The following is a 25,296-nucleotide window of genomic DNA, read 5'->3' as shown; positions in this document are numbered from 1 at the left end:
GATTGTAATGAGCTTTGCATCCGATATGAAGAATGAACTAACAAGAATAGAAGTAGATGAAGAGAATGCTAAAGCAGAGCTCAGTGCCCTTATTCGAATGAATGGTGCACTCAGTCTATCCAATCAAAAATTTGTTATCAATGTACAAACTGAAAATGCTACGACAGCTAGACGTATCTATTCACTAATCAAAAAAGTATTTAATGTTGAAGTGGAGTTACTAGTAAGAAAAAAAATGAAGCTTAAAAAAAACAATATTTATATTTGTCGTATTAAAGCACGAGCAAGAGAAATTTTAGATGAATTAGGTATTTTAAAAAATGGTGTTTTCACACATGAAATTGACCAAGGTATGATTTATGAAGACGAAATGAAAAGAAGTTATTTGAGAGGGGCTTTTCTTGCTGGCGGCTCGGTTAATAATCCAGAAACATCTTCTTACCATCTTGAAATCTTTTCATTGTACGAAGATCATTCTGAAGGAATTACACAATTGATGAATGAATATGAATTAAACGCCAAGCACCTTGAACGTAAAAAAGGAAGTATCGCATATCTAAAAGAAGCGGAAAAAATATCAGACTTTCTCAGTTTAATTGGTGGTTTCCAAGCATTGTTAAAATTCGAAGATGTGCGTATCGTACGTGATATGAGGAATTCTGTAAATAGGCTTGTGAATTGTGAAACGGCAAATTTAAATAAAACAGTAAGTGCTGCAATGAAACACGTTGAAAGTATTCGCCTCATTGATAAAGAAATAGGGTTAGACAATTTACCTGATAGATTACGTGAAATCGCAAAATTAAGAATAGAACATCAAGAAGTTTCACTAAAGGAACTCGGTGAAATGATGTCTACTGGAAAGATATCTAAATCTGGTGTAAATCATCGTCTGCGTAAATTAAATGAAATGGCTGACAAGATACGAAGCGGAGAATCAATAGAGTTGTAAATTAGCATTGCAATAGCTTAATTTACTAGATTCGAACTTTTTTTAAATAAGTTATGCTAATATATTACAAAAGTAATCATTTCAATTACTGACACCTTGTATAGGTGTCTTTTTTACATAATTAACAAATTGATTCTAAGGTTGAATCATGTCGAAGTTTAACTAAGTAGTTTAGACAATAAGGAGGGCATACATGTTAGATTTTATTAATAAGCATTATAGAAACATTATATTCTGTTTAATTGGTACATTGATAAACGCAATAGGGGTAAATTGTTTTTTACTTGGTTCTAACCTTGGCGATGGAGGGACTGTTGGCATATCACTTTCTTTACTGTATGCCTTTGGTTTATCTCCTGCATGGACATCTCTAATTATAAATACTATTGTCGTGTTTATTGGTTGGAAATTTTTAAGTAAAACGGTTGCTGTTTATACGGTAATCTCAAATACTGCTCTGTCTTTCTTTTTACATTTAACTGAAAATATTAATCTCGGCCTCGATAATTTTGTTATTAATTCTGTCTTTGGGGGCGCTATTATCGGTATTGGTGCTGGTTTAGTTATCTCAACAGGCAGCACACTTGGTGGGACATCTGTAATTGCTAAAATAGTAAATAAATATTCAGAGATTAAAACATCACAAGGTATTTTTATACTTGATGCATTGGTGGTACTTTCTTTTTTGATGGTATTACCGTTAGAAAATGTCTTGTTTACAGTCATTATGTTATTTGTTACTGAAAGAGCAACAGCATTTATAATTGAAGGATTTAATCCTAAAAAAGCAGTTACTGTAATTTCAAATAAAAGTGAAACAATTAGTGATAAAATAAACGCTTTTACAGGTAGAGGTTCAACAATTCTTACTGGAAAAGGCGGATATGGTAAAAATGAAACACATATGCTTTATGTCGTCGTGCCACAGTCACAAGTGACAAGAGTGAAAAAATTAGTGAATGAAGAAGATGAAAATGCCTTTTTAGTAATCCACGACGTACGAGATGTTTTAGGGAGCACTTTTATTAATATGAGTTAATCAATGAAACTGAAGCTATGGACGCATTGATTCAACAGTTACTAAGTGGCAGATTAGCTAAACCAGAATAAGCAGCATCTGTCGTTCTACGTCTATAAATCTCATGTGCAAGTAATATGATTGGCTAAGTATTTTCGGCAGACGGTGGCTTTACAATTCAATAAGTATTAAAATCAAAATGATATACAAAAAAGGAACACCATAGATATGGAATTCCTTTTTTTGTATGTATATAATTATAAGTCCCCTCGAAGGAGATTTCTAATATCAGTAGTTATAGGGTTTAAAGTCTCTAATGAGTCCCTAAAACTACATACTCTCTAAAATAGCAATCGCTTTGTCATTTTCTTCTTTGAATTTTTCGTCTAATAAATGAGAGTAAATGGAAGTGGTTATTGATATGTTTTTATGTCCTAATCTTTTAGAAATGTAATATATTGATACGCCTTTAGCAAGGAGATAAGAGCAGTGTGTATGTCGTATTGCATGTGAAGTTATGCTAGAAATAGCTAATTTGTCACATGCTTTTTTTAATGTCTTGTTTATTGCATTTACCGAAATAAAGTAACCTGTTTCTTTAAATATATAACCATCATAGCTAATTGTTAGTTCATTAATTACACTTAGTATATGTTTCATACCAGATTTTGCTAATTCAATATGACGAGGTGATGAATCTGTTTTATGTTCATTTATAAATAATTGATTTTTAATTTGATTTATATAATCTTTGGGGCTATTATTTTTATATGACTGTCACCCTTATTGGGTGGTAATTTTTATTTACTTATTCAACTTAATGGGGTATTCTTTATAAACACGCCTTAGGGCGTAAAGGAATAATAATGGGTCTTTTTCTTGCTCGCTCATTGGCGTGTAGGAGAACGCAACTCCTTATAATCCTATGGCACCTCTTTACGAGGTGTCTTTTTTATGATGTAAGTAATTTTAGCAATACTATTGCTAACCAACCAAGTATACCTTACTAAAAGAAGTAGACACGTTGTCCCGTGTCTGCTCTTTTTACTTAATCACGAAGTAATTATATAACAATTAAATCCACCTATATGATAAAAAGGTGGATTATTGAGTGCTAATCTATTTGGTATTTAGTATTTCTTTGTATTTCATTACCGTGTTTATCAACAGGATACGAATAGATTTCATGGCTTTTATTTTTGAAACTTATTATATTCATTACGGTAGGATCTTCATCTAATTCTGTTATGTAGGTGATATTGTTTTCCTTTTTATATACTATGGAATAGTAATATACTCCTCTTTTAGAATCATATTGTTCTTTTTTCTTTACTATATCCTCATCAAAGTTCTTTTTTTCTAATTAAAGATTGATTACTTCAAAAGTTATCTTTTTTTGATAGTGCTTAAATCCTTTGTAAAAACCAAAAATCAATAAAATTAATATTAAAATAATTAATATTGTAATTACATATTTCTTTTTCATAATTTATATAGCTTCTTTTATTTACTCGTATTTTATTATAGTATATATAAAGTGATATATTAACCTTATAATAATATATTTCTAAAAAAATTAAATATGATACATATTTTAAAGAAATTTTTATATTCATTTGTTGTATTATTGTTTTTTGTTTCGGTGCTTTCTAGTACATTCGTAGATATAGCTAAAGCAGAAGAAGAACAAGAAAACGAACAAAATTATAACCAATTAAAGAGAGAGAATATTATCGATGATTCTGTTTCTGAAGAAGAATGGAATGAGTATTTAAAAGAGGACCAAACTGAAAAAGAGAATATTGAAAGTGAAAAAGAAATACCATCTTATGCTAAGTCATCATTTAAATTAAAAAAGGAGATGTATTAATAACAAATGGCATGAGTTCTAAAGGTTTAACAGGTCATGCTGCTATTGCTATTAGCAGTAAGACAGTTTTACATATATCTGGTTCTGATGCACATCCTAGCACTAAGTCTTTCGCCTCTTTCAAAAAAGATTATGGGAAAGGCAAAAAATGGGTGAAAGTTTATCGGTCTAAAAAAGCAGGGGCAGGAACAAAAGCTGGAAATTGGGCTATCAAAAACTATAAGGGCAAAAAATACAAATATGAAAGAAACACAAAATTATCTAAGAAAAATCCAACGTATTGTTCTAAAATAATCTATCAGGCTTATAAATATGGAGTGAGTAAAAAATCTATTTATGATCCTGGTTCTCATATAATCTCACCGTACGCATTGCCTAATATTTCTTCTAATGCTTATAAATTGAAAAAGGTTAAAACGTTTTAATATATTATAATATTAGTTACAATACTTATAGGATGTAAGCAGACACATTGTCCCGTGTCTGCTTTTTTATTTATCATTTGTAAATTAAAGAATATTCTGATAATATAATGTTAGCCTTATTTTGATACCTTTCAACGAAACAATTATTCTTATGTATTAGTGTCACTTCGGTGGCGCTTTTTTTATTTATTTATTGTAATTATAATTGATAATTGTTATCATTTAATCACTGTCGATATTATATCGTTAATTAGACAGTTAAGAGTATAACAAGTTGGATATCCCTCCACATATTGTTTCTATAATAATTCCGACGAGACATCCCTAAAAGGGTTGTCTTTTTCTTCTGTTGAAACAAATTGAATATTCTGATAATATGAAAATATCCTTTCATTGTATATATATTTTAAGAATAGTATATTCAGATGTCACTTCGGTGGCATCTTTTTTTATTATATGGTAATTTAGATATTGCACATGTATGCTGTGCACCAACTCTAAACGTTTGATCTCTTAAATGTTCGATCCCCCCACTGTATAGGTGGGAGTTTTTATTTATCTATTATAAAGTATGGAATATTTTTAATGTTAATTATTGTAAATTAACTATGTATTAAGTGACAATATTGTAAGTATATTTAGTTTCTTTCAGTTGGTAAAATATTTACAATATTAATAGTATTGGCATTTATAATCAAGGAAAAAAATGAACCTGGAGAAGTTTATGCATTAATAGATCAACTTAATCCACTAGTTAAAGAGCAAAATAGTTATGTTAAAACAAAAAAACTGATGAATTTTTGGAACATAACAGAGTAAGTTATACTCAAAAATCATATGACGAACAAGGTAATGGTAGAAATATTACCTTCGAGGCAGCTCAAACATTAAAGTTGGATAAATACCTCAAGATAACTCATAAGGGAGCGCATGCAGTGACTTATGAAGAAGTTAAGAAAAACGATGTACCCAAAAAAGCTTTAAAAGTGATAGAACGATATTAAATATTGATAAAAAATAAGTATTAAGTGATGAAAAGTGACAAAATTGTAAGTATACTTCACTTCTTTTAGTTGATAAACTATTTATGTAGCGAAACAAGTGATTTAAAGTAATTAAAGCAAATGAAAAGTAGTGATTTTGTTAGTTATTAATTCAGACAACTATCCTCTAGGGAGCCTTTAAATGGCTCCCTTATTTTTGTAGACGGGTATATTCAAACTAAAGAAGGTTATATTCACAAAGTAGATGTTCACACACAAACGCTACATTTAAAAGTAATGGAGAATGGTCTTATAAAATTGAGCAACAAAAATCAGGCGAAGAATCTGAAGTAATTATTTCAGATAAGAATAAAAAAGTTTTAAATAAAGAAACTGAAAAAGAAGATTCAGTTAATAAAAACGATGAATTTAAATATAATGATACGATCAGTTATAAAGAAGCTATCAAAAAAGGACAAAAAGAATTTGATGGGGATATTAAAGAATGGTCTTTATCAGTAGATGATGGCAAACTAGTATATGATATGGATTTACAAAAAGACAATAATAAGCACGAAATCACAGTTAATTCTAAGAATGGAAAAGTATTAAATAACGAAAAAGAAAACTAATATAAAGTCCACCTAAATGAACAGGTGGGCTTTTGTGTCTTTGGTTCGATTTTATTGTAAGTGAAAAAGAGGTGTGTTAATATATTTTGATAATCAAGTATTTTGATAATCAAGATAAATGAGGTGATTAGAATAGAAAAAAAGTATGAAGAAATAACCTCTCTTGTAAGAAGTCTAGGAACTCGTGTTGTGTTATACCAACAATATATTTCAGAACTTTTAAATGTTTATAGTCATGATTTCACTACTATAAATATATTAAAAGAAACGGGTCCTATTACTGCTGGTGAATTGGCTCAAAGAGTAGGACTAACCACAGGTAGTGTAACCTCATTAGTAGACAGATTAGAAAAAAGAGGATATGTAACTAGAGAAAGACATCCAAGAGATAGAAGAAAAATTATTATAGTTCCACATTATGAAGAGAAAACAGAAGTTCAAAATGTATTTTCAAATTTAAATGAAAATATGTTGAGTTTAAGTGCGCAATACACTGAAAAAGAATTATTGATTATTAAAAGGTTTTTAAATGAGGCAACAAGTGTCATAGAAAATCAAATTATACGTTCAAATAGTGAGGGAGATAAAAATTGAAACTTAATCATATAAATATAGCTGTTAAAGATGTTATTACTACAAAAGAATTTTTAGAGAATTATTTTGAACTGGTATGTATTGGTTCTGCAGGAAATAAATTTGCAGCATTGAATGATGATGATGGATTATTATTCAATTTAATAAAAGATGAAAATGCTGTTTATCCAGAAACATTTCATATAGGTTTTCCACAAAAAGACGAAAATAGCGTTGACAAAATATACGAAAGATTAAAAGCTGATGGTTTCAAAGTTTGGGAGCCTTCATTGGCACATGGATCTTATACGTTTTATTTTAAAGCCCCAGGAGATTTTACAATTGAAGTGTATACTCAAGTTGAAGAGAAAACTAAAACAGTAGTACATCCATACTTTAATGGTTTTTCAAATGGAAAATAGTTAAATAAAACAACCCACTTATTCATTTAGGTGCGTTGTTTTGTCATTCTGGTCCCTTAAAAGTCCCTGAAATTTAGTTTTATATAGTTAGTAATGGTAATACCATGTGGAAAGAATGCCGTCATTACAACATTCTTAATTTTGAAAAGTGTTTAATTATATCTTATAAGTCCCCTCGAAGGGAATCGAACCCCTATCTTAAGAACCGGAATCTTACGTGTTATCCATTACACTACGAGGGGATAAAAAACACATTAATCTAAGTGTACAAATCTAAATGCTTTCGGTCAATAAGAATAATTTAACTTTCATAAAAAAATTGAGCGTTATTTTTTGACCATGTTTGACTTTTGAGTTAAAATAAGTTTATCATTTAGAAATAAGGAGGCAATATTAATGAATTTAATACCTACAGTAATTGAAACAACAAACCGTGGGGAACGTGCCTATGACATTTACTCACGTTTATTAAAAGATCGTATTATTATGTTAGGTTCACAAATCGATGATAATGTAGCAAACTCTATTGTTTCTCAATTATTATTCTTACAAGCACAAGATGCTGAAAAAGATATTTATCTTTACATTAACTCACCAGGTGGTAGTGTAACTGCTGGTTTCGCAATTTATGATACAATCCAACACATCAAACCAGATGTACAAACGATTTGTATTGGTATGGCTGCGTCTATGGGTTCATTCTTACTTTCAGCTGGTGCAAAAGGCAAACGTTTTGCACTTCCAAACGCAGAAGTAATGATTCACCAACCATTAGGTGGTGCACAAGGGCAAGCTACAGAAATTGAAATTGCTGCTAACCACATTCTTAAAACGCGTGCTAAATTAAATCAAATTTTAGCAGAACGCACAGGTCAATCAATTGAAAAAATTGAAAAAGATACAGATAGAGATAATTTCTTATCTGCTGAAGAAGCAAAAGAATATGGTTTAGTTGACCAAGTGATGGTTCCTGAATCATAGTATTACAAATTGTAAGGTTATTGACAAGTCGCAAATAGAGTTGCAAAGCTTGTTTTTATGTAGTCCGGGACGTAAATAGTTGTTCCGGATTTTTTTATGTGCATTTATTTTAATAGTGATGTGTTATGAATTAAACCACTGAAATATTTATTGCTTATAAATATTGATATTAAGTAAATTCACATAAAAAGATGCAACAAATGAAAAACCAACCAAATGCATAGATAGCACTTGACTGGTTTTTCGAAAAGTATATTAAGAATCTTGGAATGTATTACTTTTGGAAGAATTTTTACTGTTAAAGAAAAGTTTTAGTGCAAATGCAGTAACAATGATTCCAAAAACGATTAAAAAGGATGAAACAACGAGCATCGGCGTAGATTTTTCAAATGCAAAGCCACCGTTTAATAACAGGAGTAAACCAGAGATTAAAAGTAATACATGTGTTAAACGATCATGTTTCATTTTTAAAATTCAGTCCTATTCAATTAATGTACTAGATTTTCTAAAGCAATTTTTAAATCTGGATATTTAAATTTAAAGTCAATTGCCTGTAATTTGTTTGGGATAACCTTTTGAGTATCAAGAATAACTGTAGACATTTGACCTAAGATAATTCGTAATGCTAATGACGGGACCCAAGTATAATGTGGGCGATGTGACACACGCGCAAGAGTGTAGCCAAATAAATTTTGATGTTCAACGATTGGCGCAGTAAAATTAAATACGCCTTGTGCATCTTCAGTGTTGATAGTATGAAGAATTGCTCTGGTTAAATCGTCAATGTGTATCCAAGAATACCACTGTCTTCCTGAACCAATCTTACCACCAACATAGAATTCATATGGCAGTTTCATCATTGGTAAAGCACCACCTTCATTAGATAGAATCATACCAAATCTACCTATAACTACACGTGTACCTAATGATTCGAATTGACGAGCAAGACGCTCCCATTGATAGACTACTTCTGATAAGAAATCAAATGGTAATGTTTTGTATAGTTCAGTATATGTGCGATATAAATCGGGTTTGTAATAACCGACAGCACTTGCGTTGAAGAATACTGAAGGTTTTTGTTCGCGCCCATCAAATAATTCAAATAAGGCTTGCGTTGATTGTAAACGACTCACCATAATTTTTTGTTTATAGCTTTTAGTCCAACGCTTATTTAAACTCGCACCCGCAAGATTGATAACGATATCTATGTCAGGTACTTGTAATTCCCAATTAGGTTTTGACCAATTTACATAAGTAATTTTGGGATGCGATGTTGTTCGGTCTTGTCTTGTTAAAATTGTAATATGCGCGTCACTTTGGACAATAGCTTCTACTAATTGTGTACCAACCATCCCCGTGCCGCCTGTAATTAAATAGTTTTTCATTTTATCACCTCATAAATAGTAATGCCTAATGTTGCAATGATTTTAAGCGAAACAATCGCATCGCATTTGAAGGTCATAATTTTTTCAAAGATTGTTCAAGAATATGTCATTTACTTACCATAAGAAGTATTTAAAATAAAGGAGGTTCCATTTATAATAAAAGTACCTTCGATATTAATTAATCATCTCTTAATTATTTCGAGTATACCCCATAATATACTAACGAAGGTAAAATTTTGACTCCCTTTAGTAGTGAGGCTGGGACATAACTATGTGTCTCAGCCTTAAATACGTTATTGCAAGAGACTAATTAGATATTTATAATTATCTTTTATTGCCAATCACTTTTTTGTATGGAGATATAAAGGGGTTACAAAAGCTCCTTGCAGAAGCTTCCTTTGTGTGTCCCTAATCCTAAATATATGTTAACGCAATTTGCAGAATATAACTATTTTTTTACTTGTTATTCCTCTAAAAAAAGGAGTAAGGTAGAAGTTTATACTTGTATCACTTGTATCTATAGAAATAATAAAATAAAGCCAAAAAGACTAATTAATATTAAAGTAATAAAGGTTATGAATGTAACACGTGATTTCGCATGTGCTTTTGTTTTATGATTTTCATTTTCAAGCATAATTTTTCTAAGACCGTTATTGGTATTCTTTGAGTGTTGATCTAAGTCATCAAATAGTTCATGTTTTTTCAATTTAGAACACATCCTGTTATGATAATAGATATAAGGTAATCTTTTTTAATTACTTACACAAAAGTATTGAAAGTGTAGATGAAATTAGATTAGTATTAAAGCGAATCTTAAAATTTTATCATACATATGTATTTTACTATATATATGACTTTAAGATAACAACTAGATTAAAAAATTAGTTAATAAGTTTAATTAGCATATGAAATAGTGTAAAATATATATTTGATATTGAACGCATATACGGTTTTTATAAATGTATGATATAAATTGAAGTGAGGGGAGCATATGCCAAAGCATAATCAAAATAATAACTTTGATGACCAAGATAATAAGAAAATGAGTGGTTTTGCAAAAATAGTTAGTGGAGTAATTGTATTACTGTTAGTAGGCGGACTGATATTTGCCATTTTTGCATTTGTAGATCATTCTAATAAAGCTAACGAACGTTTAGCAGATCAGAAACAAGAAGAAAAAAAGAAACAAAAAGAGAAAACAAAAGAAGAAAAAGAGAAGAAAAAGAAATCTACTGAAGAATCTCAACAGACACAACAAACGCAACAGACGCAACAGACACAACAAACGCAACAGACACAACAAACGCAACAGACACAAGAAACACAGCAGACGCAACAAGCTCCTCAAACGCAGCAAACACAGCAGACGCAACAAAGAACTAGACAACCTGCTACAGCTGAACGTACAACGGAAGAAAAGAAAACCCCAGAAAAAACAAAAGAAGCAACAACTGAGGAAAGAACTACGGAAGAAAGAACTACTGAAGAGCAAACAACAGAAGAAAAAACACCAGAGCCTTCTACTGAAGAAAAAACACCAGAGCCTTCTACTGAAGAAAAAACAAGAGAACCATCAACTGAGCAAAAAACATCTGAGCCTGCTACAGAGCAAAGAACAAGCCAAAGAAGCGAACAAAATAGCTCACAAAGCAGTACACAAGAGAGATCATCACAAAATAATACTTCAAATAGAAGCGCACAAACATCTGAGGAAGACTAAAGTACAGTTGTATAAGGATGCGTCAATTCATTTGTTAATGTTGAAAAGCCGGACTGATTATTTATCAGTCCGGCTTTGTTTATATAAAAAGCATTTCACAAATTAATGTTAACTATAATTAGTTAGAAATAACTGTACCTAATGTCATTTCTATAACATAGCTGTTTTGGATATCAAATTTGATATTGTTACCATTTAAAATATAGTAAATAGATTGACCTTTTCCTGTATTAACAACTATACCTTATATCCACACTTTAGGCAGTTGTTTAAAAAAATTGTTTTTTTAAATTGAGGATTTAGCTTGGAGTGTTTTGTTAGAAGCAAATTTCATTAATTTTTGATTATGTACTTTAATTTCTTTTGAATATTTTTGATAACTTAAAGCACTCGAGTATCAGTATAAATATTGTAACCATTGATTTTAATGTTATTGTGCTTTACAGCATTTTAAAATTGAAATCTAATATAAAGTTACCGTTATAACAAGTCTTATTGGAGTAATTGTAGCATAGTTTTACCGTTGCCTCTGCAACGTTACTTTGTGATGCAAATTGTATTGTTGTAGCGCCTAGTAATGTGCTTAATGCGATACCGACAGCAAAATAACTTTTATGAATGTTTCGTTTTTTAAAGACCTTCTTAATATTTTTATGATTATATTGCTTATAACCTTATTGACATAAAAGTATTGCTATAAGATCACAAGTGAGTTACATGAATTTTGGAGAATTTTGATTAGGCTAGTAAAATTTTTGTCTAAGAGAGGGGAATATTAAAATAAGTTAAGCTGCAATAAGAGAATAAAGAATAAACTGCCACATAGCTTAAGTCACTATACAACAGTTAAGAATATATAAGCATTATAATGAATTGAGAAGTTATAATTTAGATAGAAGCATTTATTATTAAAGGATAGATTCTATGTGGAGACTATTATAATGAGGAATCAATAGTATAGTAATTGAACGATGAAATATGACTTGTAATTATCATTTTCGAAAATGTGATTTTAAAATAAAAAACTGAGTAAGTAAGATACTAACGAAAATATAATAATTAAAGTAAAACAACCGCCAAAACATCCTAAGGGACCACAACCACAGCCGATATGTTTTGTGTAATTTAAAGATTGATGACGTTTGTTTGTAGGGATGCCTTGATTTTTCTTATTAAAGTATTCCTTATCTTTATAACGTTGATCATCTGGGTCAATGACTTCTGGATTATTATTATTAGACATGGTCTCTCTCCTTGATTTTTTTAATATATATTCATTTTAAAGATTTAATACATAGTATTCAATTAGAGTTGTTCATTGTAGTGATAAGGGTTGGACAAAATGTGACGAACTCATTTATCCAATTATTTAAGGAATAATGATTAACAAATTATATAGCGGGTAAATTGTTACTGTACGCAGATTGAAAATGTATGATTTAACAGTAAATTTAGCTAATGAAATATAAGTTATTTTTACTTGCAATTTCAAAACGATAGTAGTATTATTGCAAATATAAGAGGTTATATTTTTTTGTCCCACTAGGGACGGAAAAAGTCAATCTATGGTTAGAACTTGACCCTTTATAAAGAAACGGAGGAGGATAGTAGTGAAGGATTTGATAAAAGTTCAACAAAAGCTTGTGCCAGAAATTGTTGAAAAAATGTATCGCCGTTTCTCGATTCTCACTACTATTTCAAAGCATCAACCCGTAGGTAGACGTAGTTTAAGTGAATATATGGATTTGACAGAACGTGTGCTTCGTTCTGAAACAGACACCCTAAAGAAACAGGATTTAATTAAAGTTAAACCCACAGGTATGGAAATAACAGAAGCAGGTGCGGCAACCGTCAGACAATTAAATGGTTATTTTAATGTATATTCTGATGACCATCATCTTGCCCAAGTTATTAAAGAACAGTATGGAATCAAAGAAGTCTATGTCATACCAGGAGATTCAGACGCTGATCAAACGGTAAAGATTGAATTATCCCGTCAGGCAGGACAATTAGTTGAGGATGTACTTTACGAAAATGCAATTGTTGCAGTAACAGGTGGTTCAACAATGGCCTATGTTAGTGAAGCAATGCATCATCAGCCATACAATGCGTTTTTCGTTCCTGCTAGGGGCGGACTTGGTGAAAATGTTATTTATCAAGCAAACACTATTGCAGCTAGCATGGCACAGCAGACAAATGGTGATTATACAACATTATATGTACCAGACAACGTAAGTGAAACGACATATAATACACTAATGTTAGAACCATCCGTAATCCAGACGCTAGAAAAAATCAAACAATCCAATATTACAATCCATGGCATTGGTGATGCGCTGAAGATGGCGCGAAGACGTCAATCACCTAATGAAGTTATAGAAAAACTTCAACATCACAATGCCTCGGGAGAAGCATTTGGATATTATTTCGATGATCAAGGTGAAATCGTGCACAAAGTGAAAACGATTGGACTTCAGTTAGAGGATCTTGAATCGAAAAAGTTTATTTTTGCTGTAGCAGGGGGTAAATCAAAAGGAGAAGCAATCAAAGCTTATCTTTCAATTGCTCCTAAAAACACTGTACTAATTACAGATGAAGGTGCAGCAAAAGCAATCGCAAACAATAGTAATAAAAAGTGATAACACTTTTTAAATATCATTTATTAAAGGAGGCCATTATAATGGCAGTAAAAGTAGCAATTAATGGTTTTGGTAGAATTGGTCGTTTAGCATTCAGAAGAATTCAAAACGTTGATGGAATTGACGTAGTAGCAGTAAATGACTTAACAGATGACGAAATGTTAGCACATTTATTAAAATATGACACTATGCAAGGACGCTTCACAGGAGAAGTTGAAGTAGAAAATGACGGTTTCCGTGTAAACGGACAAGAAGTAAAATCATTCTCTGAGCCAGACCCAAGCAAATTACCTTGGAAAGATTTAGACATCGATGTTGTATTAGAATGTACAGGTTTCTTCGCTGATAAAGAAAAAGCAGAAGCTCACATTAATGCAGGTGCTAAAAAAGTATTAATTTCAGCTCCAGCTACTGGTGATTTAAAAACAATCGTTTATAACACAAACCACCAAGAGTTAGACGGTAAAGAAACAGTTGTTTCAGGTGCTTCATGTACAACTAACTCATTAGCTCCAGTTGCTAAAGTGTTAAACGATGACTTTGGTTTAGTAGAAGGTTTCATGACTACAATCCATGCTTACACTGGTGACCAAAATACACAAGATGCGCCACACGCTAAAGGCGACAAACGTCGTGCTCGTGCAGCTGCTGAAAACATTATTCCTAACTCAACTGGTGCTGCTAAAGCAATTGGCCTAGTTATTCCTGAAATCGATGGTAAATTAGACGGTGGAGCGCAACGTGTTCCTGTAGCTACTGGTTCATTAACAGAATTAACAGTTGTATTAGAGAAAAATGTAAGTGTTGAAGACGTTAACGCTGCAATGAAGAATGCTTCAAATGAATCATTCGGTTACACTGAAGACGAAATCGTTTCTTCTGATGTAGTTGGTATGACTTACGGTTCATTATTCGATGCAACACAAACACGTGTTATGACAGTTGGCGATCGCCAATTAGTTAAAGTAGCAGCTTGGTACGATAACGAAATGTCTTACACTTCACAATTAGTTCGTACATTAGAACACTTAGCAACTCAAGCTAAATAATTCGATGTAAAATTGATTTAGCAAGCGCATTGTGCTGTTAAATTTAAACAATATGCTTAGGAGTAAGCGGGGAGCACAACGCTTCTCCGCTTATTTTAATTTATTGTTCCATTCAGAGGAGGAAGCTTACATGGCTAAAAAAATTGTAACTGACTTAGAATTAAAAGGTAAAACTGTACTTGTTCGTGCTGATTTTAACGTACCGATGAAAGATGGAGAAATTACTGATGATAATCGTATCGTGCAAGCATTACCAACAATTCAATATATTATTGAACAAGGTGGCAAAATTGTATTATTCTCTCATCTAGGTAAAGTAAAAGAAGAAAGCGACAAAGCAGAATTAACTTTAAAACCAGTAGCTGATGCATTAACGGAAAAATTAGGTAAAACTGTTACTTTTGTACCTGAAACACGTGGTGAAACATTAGAACAATCTGTTAAAAATCTTAATGAAGGTGACGTATTATTAGTCGAAAATACTCGTTTTGAAGATGTAGATGGTAAAAAAGAATCTAAAAACGATCCTGAATTAGGTAAATACTGGGCTTCACTTGGTGATGTATTCGTAAATGATGCTTTTGGTACAGCACATCGTGAACATGCATCAAATGTAGGTATTGCAGCTAACTTAGAAACAGTAGCAGGATTCTTAATGGAAAAAGAAATAAAATATATTGGTGGCGTAGTTGAAAACCCTGATAAACCTGTAGTTGCAATTCTTGGTGGCGCAAAAGTTTCTGACAAAATTGGCGTTATTACAAATTTATTGAAAATTGCAGATAAAGTACTTATCGGTGGCGGTATGTCATATACATTCTTTAAAGCACAAGGTAAAGAAATCGGCTTATCTTTATTAGAAAAAGATAAAGTTGACTTTGCTAAAGAATTATTAGACCGTGCTGGCGATCAAATCGTATTACCGGTTGATTGTAAAGTCGCTAAAGAATTTTCAAATGATGCAGAGATCACAGAAGTAACTGTAGATAATATCCCAGCTGATCAAGAAGCGATGGATGTTGGACCGAAAACAGTTGAATTATTCAAAGAGCATTTACAAGGTGCACATACTGTAGTATGGAATGGACCAATGGGCGTATTTGAATTAAGTAACTTTGCTAAAGGTACGATTGGCGTTTGTGAAGCAATCGCTGACTTGAAAGATGCTAATACTATTATTGGTGGTGGCGATTCAGCTGCTGCAGCTATTTCATTAGGTTATGCAGATGACTTTAGCCATATCTCAACTGGTGGCGGCGCATCATTAGAATATCTTGAAGGCAAAGAGCTACCTGGCGTAGTTGCAATTGCTAACAAATAACCGCACGACTAGAAACAGCAACCCATGATTATAAATAGGCAATATTTAATCATAATTTACTAATAGGAGTGTATTATAATGAGAAAACCAATTATCGCAGGTAACTGGAAAATGAACAAAACTGTTCAAGAAGCAAAAGATTTTGTAAATAAATTACCAACATTACCAGATACTAAAGAAGTAGAATCTGTTATTTGTGCACCAACAATTCAATTAGACGCATTAGTAACGTTAGTTAATGAAGGTAAAGCACAAGGCTTACAAATTGGCGCACAAAATGCATATTTCGAAGACAATGGTGCTTTCACTGGTGAAACTTCTCCAGTAGCATTAGCTGACTTAGGTGTTAAATACGTTGTTATCGGTCACTCAGAACGTCGCGAAATCTTCCATGAAACAGATGAAGAAATTAACAAAAAAGCACATGCAATTTTTAACCATGGTATGACTCCAATCATCTGTGTTGGTGAAACTGACGAAGAACGCGAAAGCGGCAAAGCAAATGAAGTTGTTGGAAACCAAGTTAAGAAAGCAGTAGAAGGTTTATCTGAAGAACAACTACAACAAGTTGTTATCGCATATGAACCAATTTGGGCTATCGGTACTGGTAAATCATCAACAGCTAAAGATGCAAACGAAATGTGTGCATTTGTAAGACAAACAGTTGCAGAATTATCTAGCCAAACTGTAGCAGAAGCAACACGTATTCAATATGGTGGTAGTGTTAAACCTAACAACATTGAAGAATACATGGCAGAATCAGACATCGATGGTGCTTTAGTAGGTGGCGCATCACTTAAAGTGGATGATTTTGTACAATTGTTAGAAGGTGCAAAATAATATGGCGAAACAACCAACTGCATTAATTATTTTAGATGGTTTTGCAAACAGAGAGAGCGAGCACGGTAATGCTGTAAAACTAGCTAATAAACCTAATTTTGACCGTTATTATAGTAAGTATCCAACAACACAAATCGAAGCAAGTGGTTTAGATGTTGGCCTACCAGACGGCCAAATGGGTAATTCAGAAGTTGGGCATATGAATATTGGTGCTGGACGTATTGTTTATCAAAGTTTGACACGTATCAATAAATCAATTGAAGATGGAGATTTCTTTGAAAATGATGTGTTAAATAGCGCTATACAACATGTTAAAGGTAATGATTCAGTACTACATGTTTTTGGTCTATTATCAGACGGCGGTGTACACAGTCATTATCAGCATCTTTTTGCTTTATTAGAATTAGCTAAAAAACAAGGCGTTGGAAAAGTTTATGTTCACGCATTTTTAGACGGACGTGACGTTGATCAAAAATCAGCATTAAAATATATAGAAGAAACTGAAGCTAAATTTAATGAACTTGGCATTGGCCAATTTGCTTCTGTATCTGGACGTTATTATGCAATGGATCGTGATAAACGTTGGGATAGAGAAGAAAGAGCATATAATGCTATCCGTAATTTTGGTGGAGAGACATTTGAATCAGCAAAAGCTGGCGTTGAAGCTAACTATGCTAAAGATTTAACAGATGAATTTGTAGAACCATTTATCATTGAAGACCAAAATGAAGGTGTTAATGATGGCGATGCAGTAATCTTCTATAACTTCCGTCCAGATAGAGCAGGACAACTTTCTGAAGTGTTTACAGATAAAGCATTTGACGGGTTTAAAGTGGAACAAGTCAAAGATTTATTCTATGCAACATTTACAAAATACAATGACAACGTAGATGCAGAAATTGTTTTTGAAAAAGTCGATTTAACTAATACAATCGGTGAAGTTGCACAAGATAATGGTTTGAAACAATTACGTATTGCTGAAACAGAAAAATTTCCGCATGTAACTTATTTCATGAGTGGTGGTCGCAATGATGAATTCGAAGGCGAACGTCGTCGTTTAATTGATTCACCTAAAGTTGCAACTTATGACCTTAAACCAGAAATGAGTGCATATGAAGTAAAAGATGCTTTAATCGAAGAGTTAAATAAAGGTGACCTAGATTTAATCTTATTAAACTTTGCAAACCCTGACATGGTTGGACATAGTGGTATGTTAGAACCGACGATTAAAGCTATTGAAGCCGTAGACGAATGTTTAGGCGAGGTTGTTGATAAAATAACTGAAATGGGTGGTCATGCAATTATAACTGCTGATCACGGTAATTCAGATATGGTATTAACTGACGATGATCAACCTATGACTACACATACAACTAATCCAGTTCCAGTAATTGTTACAAAAGATGGTGTGACATTACGTGAAACAGGTCGTCTTGGTGACTTGGCACCAACATTATTAGATTTATTAAATGTAAATAAACCAGAAGACATGACTGGTGAATCATTAATAAATCATTAATTTAATTAATTAAAATATAGAGTGAAAATTGATGCTATAAATTTAGTATAGAAGCGTTTCTTATTCTGACAATTTATAGCATCTATAAACAACACAAGAGAATTAAATTACTTTGTATTTATAGTATTTAAAGCTATAATGAAGATGAAATTTAATATTTCTAAACTACTTATTTATAAAGGAGATTATAAACATGCCAATTATTACAGATGTTTACGCTCGCGAAGTCCTAGACTCACGTGGTAACCCAACAGTTGAAGTAGAAGTATTAACAGAGAGTGGCGCTTTTGGTCGCGCATTAGTTCCATCAGGTGCGTCTACTGGTGAACATGAAGCAGTAGAATTACGTGACGGTGATAAATCACGTTACTTAGGTAAAGGTGTTACTAAAGCAGTTGACAATGTTAACGAAATTATCGCACCAGAACTTATCGAAGGTGAATTTTCAGTATTAGAACAAGTATCAATCGATAAAATGATGATTCAATTAGACGGTACTGAAAACAAAGGTAAATTAGGCGCTAACGCTATTCTTGGTGTTTCTATTGCAGTAGCACGTGCAGCAGCTGATTTACTTGGACAACCACTTTACAAATATTTAGGTGGATTTAACGGTAAACAATTACCTGTACCAATGATGAACATTGTTAACGGTGGTTCTCACTCAGATGCTCCTATCGCATTCCAAGAATTTATGGTATTACCTGTAGGCGCAGAAACATTTAAAGAATCGTTACGTTGGGGAGCTGAAATCTTCCACAACTTAAAATCAATCCTTAAAGACCGTGGTTTAGAAACAGCAGTAGGCGACGAAGGTGGCTTTGCACCTAAATTTGAAGGTACTGAAGATGCTGTTGAAACAATCTTAGAAGCAATTAAAGCAGTTGGTTTAGAGCCAGGTAAAGACGTATTCTTAGGCTTCGACTGTGCTTCTTCAGAATTCTTTGAAGACGGTGTTTATAACTACGCTAAATTCGAAGGTGAAAATGGTGCGAAACGTAATGCTGAAGAACAAGTTGACTATTTAGAAGAATTAGTTAACAAATATCCAATTATCACTATTGAAGATGGTATGGATGAAAATGACTGGGACGGCTGGAAAGTATTAACAGATCGTATCGGTGACAAAGTACAATTAGTTGGTGACGATTTATTCGTTACAAACACAGTTAAATTATCTGAAGGTATCGAAAAAGGTATCGGTAACTCAATTTTAATCAAAGTTAACCAAATTGGTACATTAACAGAAACATTTGACGCTATTGAAATGGCTCAAAAAGCTGGTTACACTGCAGTTGTATCTCACCGTTCAGGTGAAACAGAAGATACTACAATTTCTGACATCGCTGTTGCAACTAACGCTGGTCAAATCAAAACTGGTTCATTATCAAGAACTGACCGTATTGCAAAATACAACCAATTATTACGTATTGAAGATGAATTATACGAAACAGGCAAGTTTGACGGACTTAAATCTTTCTATAACTTATCTAAATAATATATTTTTAAAATTTAAGAGTTCACGCGCTAACACGCAAGTCATAAAGACTTGCGTGTTTTTTTAAAGTCCTACTTACTCAATTGAAAATTGAGTTTAGTAGGACTTATGCAATAGCAAAGCTATTGTATACTAGAAACCACCTTGTTTATATGCAACATAAAAAATAAAACGTATTATTAGAGTATATGCCTCTAGTTTACTTATTTACTTAAATTGTTCATCTTTCACTATGAAACTGATATAATTGTAAGTGTAAATTATAAAAGGAGTTTCAACTCATTATGGATGTAAAACCAAAGTCAAAAGAAATTAAGACAGCACATCTGATTGCATATAGTTCATTAATTATTGCTATACTTTATGCCGTACATTTATTTTTAGTGTTAGATGATAGTGTAATAAAACAGTTATTATCTAATAGTGGACAAAAAACATCAGAAAACGCTGTTGGCACAATTAAAAATAGTTTTCAGTTTACAGGGATTATGTATATCTTAGCGAACTTAGCGGGTATCTTTGCAATTTGGAATAGACACAGCTATTTATGGTGGTTCATGTTTGCAGTATTCGCATCGCAAATTTTGTATAATATAATTAATATTGGTGCAGTTTATCGCGCAATATTAGATGTGAAATCAAGCTTAAACTTATTACCACTAACATTAGTATTAGTGATATCATTTGTACTCGGCATATACATGTTAATCGTTTCAATAGTTCGTAAGAGTACATTCAATAGATAGAAGTTTGCTAAAGATAACGAACGTATGATATAATGCGTTTCGTATATGATGAATGGAGGACAATTTTCATGCATACATTAATAATAGTACTTTTGATTTTAGATTGTATTGCATTAGTAACTGTTGTGTTACTCCAAGAAGGTAAAAGTAATGGACTATCAGGTGCAATCAGTGGTGGCGCCGAACAGTTATTTGGTAAACAAAAGCAACGCGGTATTGATTTATTCTTGCATAGATTAACAATTGTATTGTCTATCATTTTCTTCTTGTTAATGTTAGGCATAAGTTATTTTGGTTTATAAGGTCCGACAATGTTAAAGTCGGGCTTTTTTATTTATAATAGACATGTTGAGTTTAAATGAATAGTGAAATATTCAAGTATAGATAAATATAGTAATATTGTAATTAAAAGCATAAACGAAAGGATTGAATACAATGCAGATGAAACTTCCAGAGCCATTCTTTTTTGAAGAAGGGAATAGAGCAGTGTTGTTATTGCATGGTTTTACAGGAAATTCCTCAGATGTAAGACAATTAGGTCGATTCTTACAGAAAAAAGGTTATACATCTTACGCACCACAATATGAAGGGCATGCAGCACCACCTGAAGAAATTTTAAAATCAAGTCCTTTTGTATGGTTAAAAGATGCCTTAGATGGCTATGATTTTTTAGTAGACAAAGGTTATGATGAAATTGTTGTAGCTGGTTTGTCACTTGGTGGTTGCTATGCTTTAAAATTAAGCTTAAACAGAGATGTAAAGGGTATTGTAACTATGTGCTCTCCTATGTATATTAAGACTGAGGGCGCTATGTTTGAAGGGGTTTTACAATATGCCCGTAATTTTAAAAAGTATGAAGGTAAAGATGAAGCCACAATTCAAAAAGAAATGGACAATTTCAAACCAACAGATACTTTAAAAGAATTACAAGGTCAAATTGAAGATGTAAGAGAACACATTGATGAAGTGATGGATCCGTTATTGGTTATTCAAGCAGAGCAAGATCAAATGATCAATACAGATTCTGCAAACATTATATACAATGAGAGCGAATCTGATGATAAAGATATTAAATGGTATGCAAATTCAGGACATGTCATTACGATAGACAAAGAGAAAGAATTAGTATTTGAAGACGTTTACAATTTCTTAGAATCATTAGATTGGTCTAATTAAAATATAAATATTTAAAAATAGAAAGGAGGGGCATAATGAATTTAAAGCAATCCATTGAAGAAATTATAAAACAACCAGATTATGAACCAATGTCTGTGTCTGATTTTCAAGATGCATTAGGTTTAAATAGTGCCGACTCATTTAGAGACTTAATTAAGGTGCTTGTTGAATTAGAACAAACAGGTTTAATTGAACGTACAAAAACAGATAGATATCAACGTAAGGAATCACAAAAGTCCAAACAGCCAAAATTGATAAAAGGTAAACTTAGCCAGAATAAAAAAGGCTTTGCATTCTTACGTCCAGAAGTAGAGGACATGGATGACATCTTTATCCCACCTACAAAGATAAATAGAGCTATGGACGGTGATACAGTCCTAGTTGAGGTACACCAATCTAAAGGAGATCATAAAGGTAAAGTTGAAGGCGAAGTTAAAACTATAGAAACACATTCAGTCACTCAAGTGGTTGGTACTTACAGTGAAGCACGTCATTTCGGTTTTGTATTACCCGACGATAAACGAATTATGCAAGATATCTTTATTCCAAAAGGCCAAAACCTTGGAGCCGTGGATGGTCACAAAGTGCTCGTACAAATTACAAAATATGCTGATGGTACTGATAATCCAGAAGGTATCGTTTCAGCAATTTTAGGACACAAGAATGACCCGGGTGTAGATATCTTATCAATAATTTATCAACACGGTATTGAGATTGAATTTCCAGACAATGTTTTAGCAGAGGCTGAAGCTGTTCCAGATCATATTGAATCATCAGAAATTGCAGGTCGTCATGACTTACGTGATGAATTGACAATTACCATTGATGGCGCAGATGCAAAAGATTTAGATGATGCTATTAGCGTTAAAAAATTAAGTAACGGTAATACACAATTAACAGTAAGCATTGCAGATGTAAGTTACTATGTAACTGAAGGTTCAGCATTAAATGAAGAAGCCTATAGCCGTGCAACAAGTGTTTATTTAGTTGATCGTGTAATTCCAATGATTCCACACCGTTTAAGTAACGGTATCTGTTCATTAAATCCTAAAGTAGATAGATTGACCTTAAGTTGTCAAATGGAGCTTAATGAACGTGGTGAAGTTGTTAAACATGAAATTTTTGATAGTGTAATTCATTCAAATTATCGTATGACTTATGATGAAGTAAATGAAATTATAACGGATCAAAACGTTGAAACTCGTAATAAATATAGTGAAGTTACACCGATGCTTGATGTAGCACAAGACTTGTCGCAACGTTTAATTAATATGAGAAAACGCCGGGGTGAAATTGACTTCGATATTGATGAAGCCAAAGTACTTGTCAATGAGGAAGGTATCCCAACTGACGTTCAATTAAGAAAACGTGGCGAAGGTGAGCGCCTAATCGAATCATTTATGTTAGCTGCTAATGAAACAATTGCTGAACATTTTGATCGTTTAGAAGTACCATTTATTTATCGTGTCCATGAGCAACCTAAATCAGAACGTCTACGTCAATTCTTTGACTTTGTAACTAATTTTGGTTTAATGATTAAAGGGACAGGAGAAGACATTCACCCATCCACTTTACAAAAGATCCAGCAAGAAGTTGAAGGTCAACCAGAACAAATGGTTATTTCAACGATGATGTTACGTTCAATGCAACAAGCACGTTATGATGATGTGAACTTGGGTCATTTTGGTTTATCAGCAGAGTATTACACGCATTTCACATCACCGATACGTAGATATCCTGATTTAATTGTGCATAGATTAATTCGCAAGTACATTGTAGAACAGTCTATGGATAGAAAAGAGAAAAACAAATGGGAAGAAGCGTTACCTGAAATTGCTGAACATACGTCACAAAGAGAACGTAGAGCGATAGAAGCTGAACGTGACACAGATGAACTGAAGAAAGCCGAATATATGGTACAACATATTGGTGAAGAGTTCGAAGGTATAATTAGTTCAGTTGCGAACTTTGGTATGTTTATTGAATTGCCAAATACAATTGAAGGTATGGTACATGTATCCAACATGACAGATGACTATTATCATTTTGATGAACGTCAAATGGCTATGATTGGTGAACGCCAAGCTAAAGTATTCCGTATAGGTGATCCTGTAGAGATTAAAGTAATCAATGTTGATGTTGATGAACGTATGATTGATTTCCAAATTGTAGGTATGCCATTACCTAAAAATGAACGTGGCCAAAGACCTTCTCGTGGTAAGACGATTCAAGCTAATCCGCGTGGTAAATCATCAGACAAATCAAAAGATGATCGAAACAGTAAAGGAAACCACACGAAACAGAAACAACGTAAAGGTAAAAGCAAACGTAATAATGGGAAACAAGAACAAGGTAATACGAAACACAAACCATTTTACAAAGATAAAAAAGTGAAAAATAAAGCGCGCAAGAAGAAAAAATAACTCAACAAAGAGGTGAAACTCAATGCCAAAGAAAAAATCACCAGGAACACTAGCAGAAAATCGTAAAGCAAGACATGATTATAATATTGAAGATACGATTGAAGCGGGCATTGTGTTACAAGGAACAGAAATTAAATCGATTCGCCGAGGAAGTGCAAACCTTAAAGATAGTTATGCACAAGTCAACCGTGGTGAAATGTATTTAAATAATATGCATATTGCACCATATGAAGAAGGTAACCGATTTAACCATGACCCACGTCGTTCACGTAAGCTATTATTGCACAAACGTGAAATTATAAAACTAGGTGAACGTACACGTGAAGTTGGTTATTCAATTGTTCCATTGAAGCTCTATCTCAAACACGGTCACTGCAAAGTCTTATTAGGTGTTGCTCGAGGTAAGAAGAAATATGATAAACGCCAAGCTTTAAAAGAAAAAGCAGTACAACGTGATGTAGCTAGAGAGATGAAAGCCCGTTATTGAGCGGATATATTGCCAAAGATGATAATCTTTGGTAATATAATATGTGCTTTCTGAAAAAGCTTAGTAGTTACTGTATAGTCGTTATAAAGTCATTACGAAGTCAGCAGAAAGTACATTTAATATTATTCTGGGGGCGTTTTTGGATTCGACAGGGGTTCCATGAGCTAGTTAAGCGTGTCGGAGGGTTGTCTCCGTCACCAACACACACAGTTATAATAACTGGCAAAGAAAACAATAATTTCGCAGTAGCTGCGTAATAGCACTCTGCATCGCCTAACGGTATCTCCTATGTACCGTTAACGCGATTCAACCTATAGTAGGATACGCTAGGCACTGCCGTTTGAAGTCTGCCTAGAAGAGATTAATCAAACTAGCATAATGACGGATGTCTATCACCTCCCATTATGCGAAACCTATTGATAGACTACGCACGTAGAAGTGCTAGTATCAGAACCTCTGGACGCGGGTTCGAATCCCGCCGTCTCCACTATAGAGCCTGCAACCCATGTGGTTGTAGGCTTTTTATTTTTGAGTGCACAGATAATGCACAGTTTAGCCCCAATACATAAAAAAATCAAAGTTATAAAATTGAATTTAGCACATAGTTAGTATTGTGAAATAAATAAAAATAAATGCT

At 32.8% G+C, this 25,296-nt stretch carries 24 protein-coding genes, 1 tRNA gene, 1 other RNA gene and 2 pseudogenes; 22 read left to right on the top strand and 6 right to left on the bottom strand.

Features of this window, described 5'->3' with window-relative positions:
- Window positions 1-7: 7 nt before the first annotated feature.
- Window positions 8-952: a DNA-binding protein WhiA gene (gene whiA / locus ACSUE0_RS07600; RefSeq protein ID WP_119613415.1), complete on the top strand. Its 945-nt coding sequence runs from the start codon at window positions 8-10 to the stop codon at window positions 950-952.
- A 193-nt stretch (window positions 953-1,145) separates the two neighbouring features.
- Window positions 1,146-1,991 carry a YitT family protein gene (locus ACSUE0_RS07595; RefSeq protein WP_436956839.1) on the top strand — a complete coding sequence of 282 codons (846 nt, stop codon included), beginning with the start codon at window positions 1,146-1,148 and terminating at the stop codon, window positions 1,989-1,991.
- A gap of 309 nt (window positions 1,992-2,300) precedes the next feature.
- Here ACSUE0_RS07595 and ACSUE0_RS07590 read toward each other — a convergent pair.
- A pseudogene (locus tag ACSUE0_RS07590) lies at window positions 2,301-2,720 on the bottom strand (tyrosine-type recombinase/integrase); the annotation flags it as partial.
- Between the two features lie 832 nt (window positions 2,721-3,552).
- On the opposite strand from ACSUE0_RS07590, the gene ACSUE0_RS07585 reads away from it, so the two are divergent.
- From ACSUE0_RS07585 to ACSUE0_RS07560, 6 genes and pseudogenes are all read left to right on the top strand, one after another.
- Window positions 3,553-3,840, top strand: coding sequence for a hypothetical protein (locus ACSUE0_RS07585; protein ID WP_436956837.1), 288 nt, complete (start codon window positions 3,553-3,555; stop codon window positions 3,838-3,840).
- Window positions 3,841-3,851: 11 nt separating this feature from the next.
- The gene (locus tag ACSUE0_RS07580; RefSeq protein WP_436956835.1) at window positions 3,852-4,265 is read left to right on the top strand and encodes a lipoprotein N-acylation protein LnsA; all 414 of its coding nucleotides are present in this window, start codon (window positions 3,852-3,854) and stop codon (window positions 4,263-4,265) included.
- Between the two features lie 800 nt (window positions 4,266-5,065).
- Entirely contained in the window at window positions 5,066-5,269 is a 204-nt protein-coding gene (locus ACSUE0_RS07575) for a YxeA family protein (RefSeq protein ID WP_436956833.1), read from the top strand.
- Between the two features lie 272 nt (window positions 5,270-5,541).
- Window positions 5,542-5,880 (top strand): annotated as a pseudogene (locus ACSUE0_RS07570) (PepSY domain-containing protein); the annotation flags it as partial.
- A 123-nt stretch (window positions 5,881-6,003) separates the two neighbouring features.
- A complete protein-coding gene (locus tag ACSUE0_RS07565) occupies window positions 6,004-6,474 on the top strand; it encodes a MarR family winged helix-turn-helix transcriptional regulator (RefSeq protein WP_436956831.1) in 471 nt (156 codons plus the stop codon).
- Window positions 6,471-6,875 (top strand): VOC family protein, encoded by a 405-nt coding sequence (locus ACSUE0_RS07560; protein ID WP_436956829.1) that lies wholly within the window; start codon window positions 6,471-6,473, stop codon window positions 6,873-6,875. Before ACSUE0_RS07565 ends, ACSUE0_RS07560 begins: the two co-directional genes overlap by 4 nt.
- Window positions 6,876-7,045: 170 nt before the next feature.
- Here the strand turns inward: ACSUE0_RS07560 and ACSUE0_RS07555 are convergent.
- Window positions 7,046-7,117 (bottom strand) — tRNA-Arg (locus tag ACSUE0_RS07555).
- 154 nt (window positions 7,118-7,271) lie between these two features.
- On the opposite strand from ACSUE0_RS07555, the gene clpP reads away from it, so the two are divergent.
- Window positions 7,272-7,856 (top strand): ATP-dependent Clp endopeptidase proteolytic subunit ClpP, encoded by a 585-nt coding sequence (clpP, locus tag ACSUE0_RS07550; protein WP_101103877.1) that lies wholly within the window; start codon window positions 7,272-7,274, stop codon window positions 7,854-7,856.
- Between the two features lie 255 nt (window positions 7,857-8,111).
- Here clpP and ACSUE0_RS07545 read toward each other — a convergent pair whose 3' ends face one another.
- The 3 genes from ACSUE0_RS07545 to ACSUE0_RS07535 all read right to left on the bottom strand — a co-directional run bounded on the left by ACSUE0_RS07545 (window position 8,112) and on the right by ACSUE0_RS07535 (window position 9,947).
- Window positions 8,112-8,321, bottom strand: coding sequence for a hypothetical protein (locus tag ACSUE0_RS07545; RefSeq protein ID WP_119613417.1), 210 nt, complete (start codon window positions 8,319-8,321; stop codon window positions 8,112-8,114).
- Between the two features lie 23 nt (window positions 8,322-8,344).
- Complete coding sequence (locus ACSUE0_RS07540; RefSeq protein ID WP_436956827.1) at window positions 8,345-9,241, bottom strand: TIGR01777 family oxidoreductase; 897 nt, start codon at window positions 9,239-9,241, stop codon at window positions 8,345-8,347.
- Window positions 9,242-9,758: 517 nt separating this feature from the next.
- The gene (locus ACSUE0_RS07535; protein ID WP_119613419.1) at window positions 9,759-9,947 is read right to left on the bottom strand and encodes a hypothetical protein; all 189 of its coding nucleotides are present in this window, start codon (window positions 9,945-9,947) and stop codon (window positions 9,759-9,761) included.
- Window positions 9,948-10,232: 285 nt separating this feature from the next.
- On the opposite strand from ACSUE0_RS07535, the gene ACSUE0_RS07530 reads away from it, so the two are divergent.
- Entirely contained in the window at window positions 10,233-10,961 is a 729-nt protein-coding gene (locus ACSUE0_RS07530; RefSeq protein WP_436956825.1) for a DUF4887 domain-containing protein, read from the top strand.
- 1,012 nt (window positions 10,962-11,973) lie between these two features.
- On the opposite strand, the gene ACSUE0_RS07525 is transcribed toward ACSUE0_RS07530, so the two are convergent.
- Window positions 11,974-12,204, bottom strand: coding sequence for a hypothetical protein (locus tag ACSUE0_RS07525; protein ID WP_119613421.1), 231 nt, complete (start codon window positions 12,202-12,204; stop codon window positions 11,974-11,976).
- Between the two features lie 367 nt (window positions 12,205-12,571).
- Here ACSUE0_RS07525 and ACSUE0_RS07520 point away from each other — a divergent pair, with 367 nt between their 5' ends.
- The 12 genes from ACSUE0_RS07520 to ssrA all read left to right on the top strand — a co-directional run bounded on the left by ACSUE0_RS07520 (window position 12,572) and on the right by ssrA (window position 25,149).
- Window positions 12,572-13,600 (top strand): sugar-binding transcriptional regulator, encoded by a 1,029-nt coding sequence (locus ACSUE0_RS07520; RefSeq protein WP_436956823.1) that lies wholly within the window; start codon window positions 12,572-12,574, stop codon window positions 13,598-13,600.
- A 41-nt stretch (window positions 13,601-13,641) separates the two neighbouring features.
- Window positions 13,642-14,649, top strand: a complete 1,008-nt coding sequence (gene gap / locus ACSUE0_RS07515) for a type I glyceraldehyde-3-phosphate dehydrogenase (protein ID WP_042363075.1) — start codon at window positions 13,642-13,644, stop codon at window positions 14,647-14,649.
- A gap of 130 nt (window positions 14,650-14,779) precedes the next feature.
- Window positions 14,780-15,970, top strand: coding sequence for a phosphoglycerate kinase (locus ACSUE0_RS07510; protein ID WP_436956821.1), 1,191 nt, complete (start codon window positions 14,780-14,782; stop codon window positions 15,968-15,970).
- Window positions 15,971-16,048: 78 nt separating this feature from the next.
- Complete coding sequence (gene tpiA / locus ACSUE0_RS07505; protein ID WP_436956819.1) at window positions 16,049-16,810, top strand: triose-phosphate isomerase; 762 nt, start codon at window positions 16,049-16,051, stop codon at window positions 16,808-16,810.
- Window position 16,811: 1 nt separating this feature from the next.
- Window positions 16,812-18,329: a 2,3-bisphosphoglycerate-independent phosphoglycerate mutase gene (gene gpmI, locus ACSUE0_RS07500; protein WP_436956817.1), complete on the top strand. Its 1,518-nt coding sequence runs from the start codon at window positions 16,812-16,814 to the stop codon at window positions 18,327-18,329.
- 193 nt (window positions 18,330-18,522) lie between these two features.
- Complete coding sequence (eno, locus tag ACSUE0_RS07495; protein ID WP_017722475.1) at window positions 18,523-19,827, top strand: surface-displayed alpha-enolase; 1,305 nt, start codon at window positions 18,523-18,525, stop codon at window positions 19,825-19,827.
- Window positions 19,828-20,111: 284 nt separating this feature from the next.
- Window positions 20,112-20,573 carry a hypothetical protein gene (locus ACSUE0_RS07490; RefSeq protein WP_119613426.1) on the top strand — a complete coding sequence of 154 codons (462 nt, stop codon included), beginning with the start codon at window positions 20,112-20,114 and terminating at the stop codon, window positions 20,571-20,573.
- Between the two features lie 68 nt (window positions 20,574-20,641).
- The gene (gene secG / locus ACSUE0_RS07485; RefSeq protein WP_017722473.1) at window positions 20,642-20,875 is read left to right on the top strand and encodes a preprotein translocase subunit SecG; all 234 of its coding nucleotides are present in this window, start codon (window positions 20,642-20,644) and stop codon (window positions 20,873-20,875) included.
- A 133-nt stretch (window positions 20,876-21,008) separates the two neighbouring features.
- On the top strand, window positions 21,009-21,749 hold the full coding sequence (locus ACSUE0_RS07480) for an alpha/beta hydrolase (protein WP_017722472.1): 741 nt from the start codon (window positions 21,009-21,011) through the stop codon (window positions 21,747-21,749).
- Window positions 21,750-21,784: 35 nt separating this feature from the next.
- Window positions 21,785-24,172, top strand: coding sequence for a ribonuclease R (gene rnr, locus ACSUE0_RS07475; RefSeq protein ID WP_436956814.1), 2,388 nt, complete (start codon window positions 21,785-21,787; stop codon window positions 24,170-24,172).
- A 22-nt stretch (window positions 24,173-24,194) separates the two neighbouring features.
- Window positions 24,195-24,659, top strand: a complete 465-nt coding sequence (smpB, locus tag ACSUE0_RS07470) for an SsrA-binding protein SmpB (protein ID WP_017722470.1) — start codon at window positions 24,195-24,197, stop codon at window positions 24,657-24,659.
- Window positions 24,660-24,788: 129 nt separating this feature from the next.
- Window positions 24,789-25,149, top strand: a transfer-messenger RNA (tmRNA) gene (gene ssrA, locus ACSUE0_RS07465).
- Window positions 25,150-25,296 lie beyond the last annotated feature (147 nt).

This window comes from Staphylococcus sp. AS1337 (genome assembly GCF_051408735.1).
GTDB lineage: Bacteria > Bacillota > Bacilli > Staphylococcales > Staphylococcaceae > Staphylococcus > Staphylococcus xylosus_B.
The sequence above is the reverse complement of the archived record's forward strand: the minus strand, read 5'-3'. Positions and strand labels throughout refer to the sequence as shown.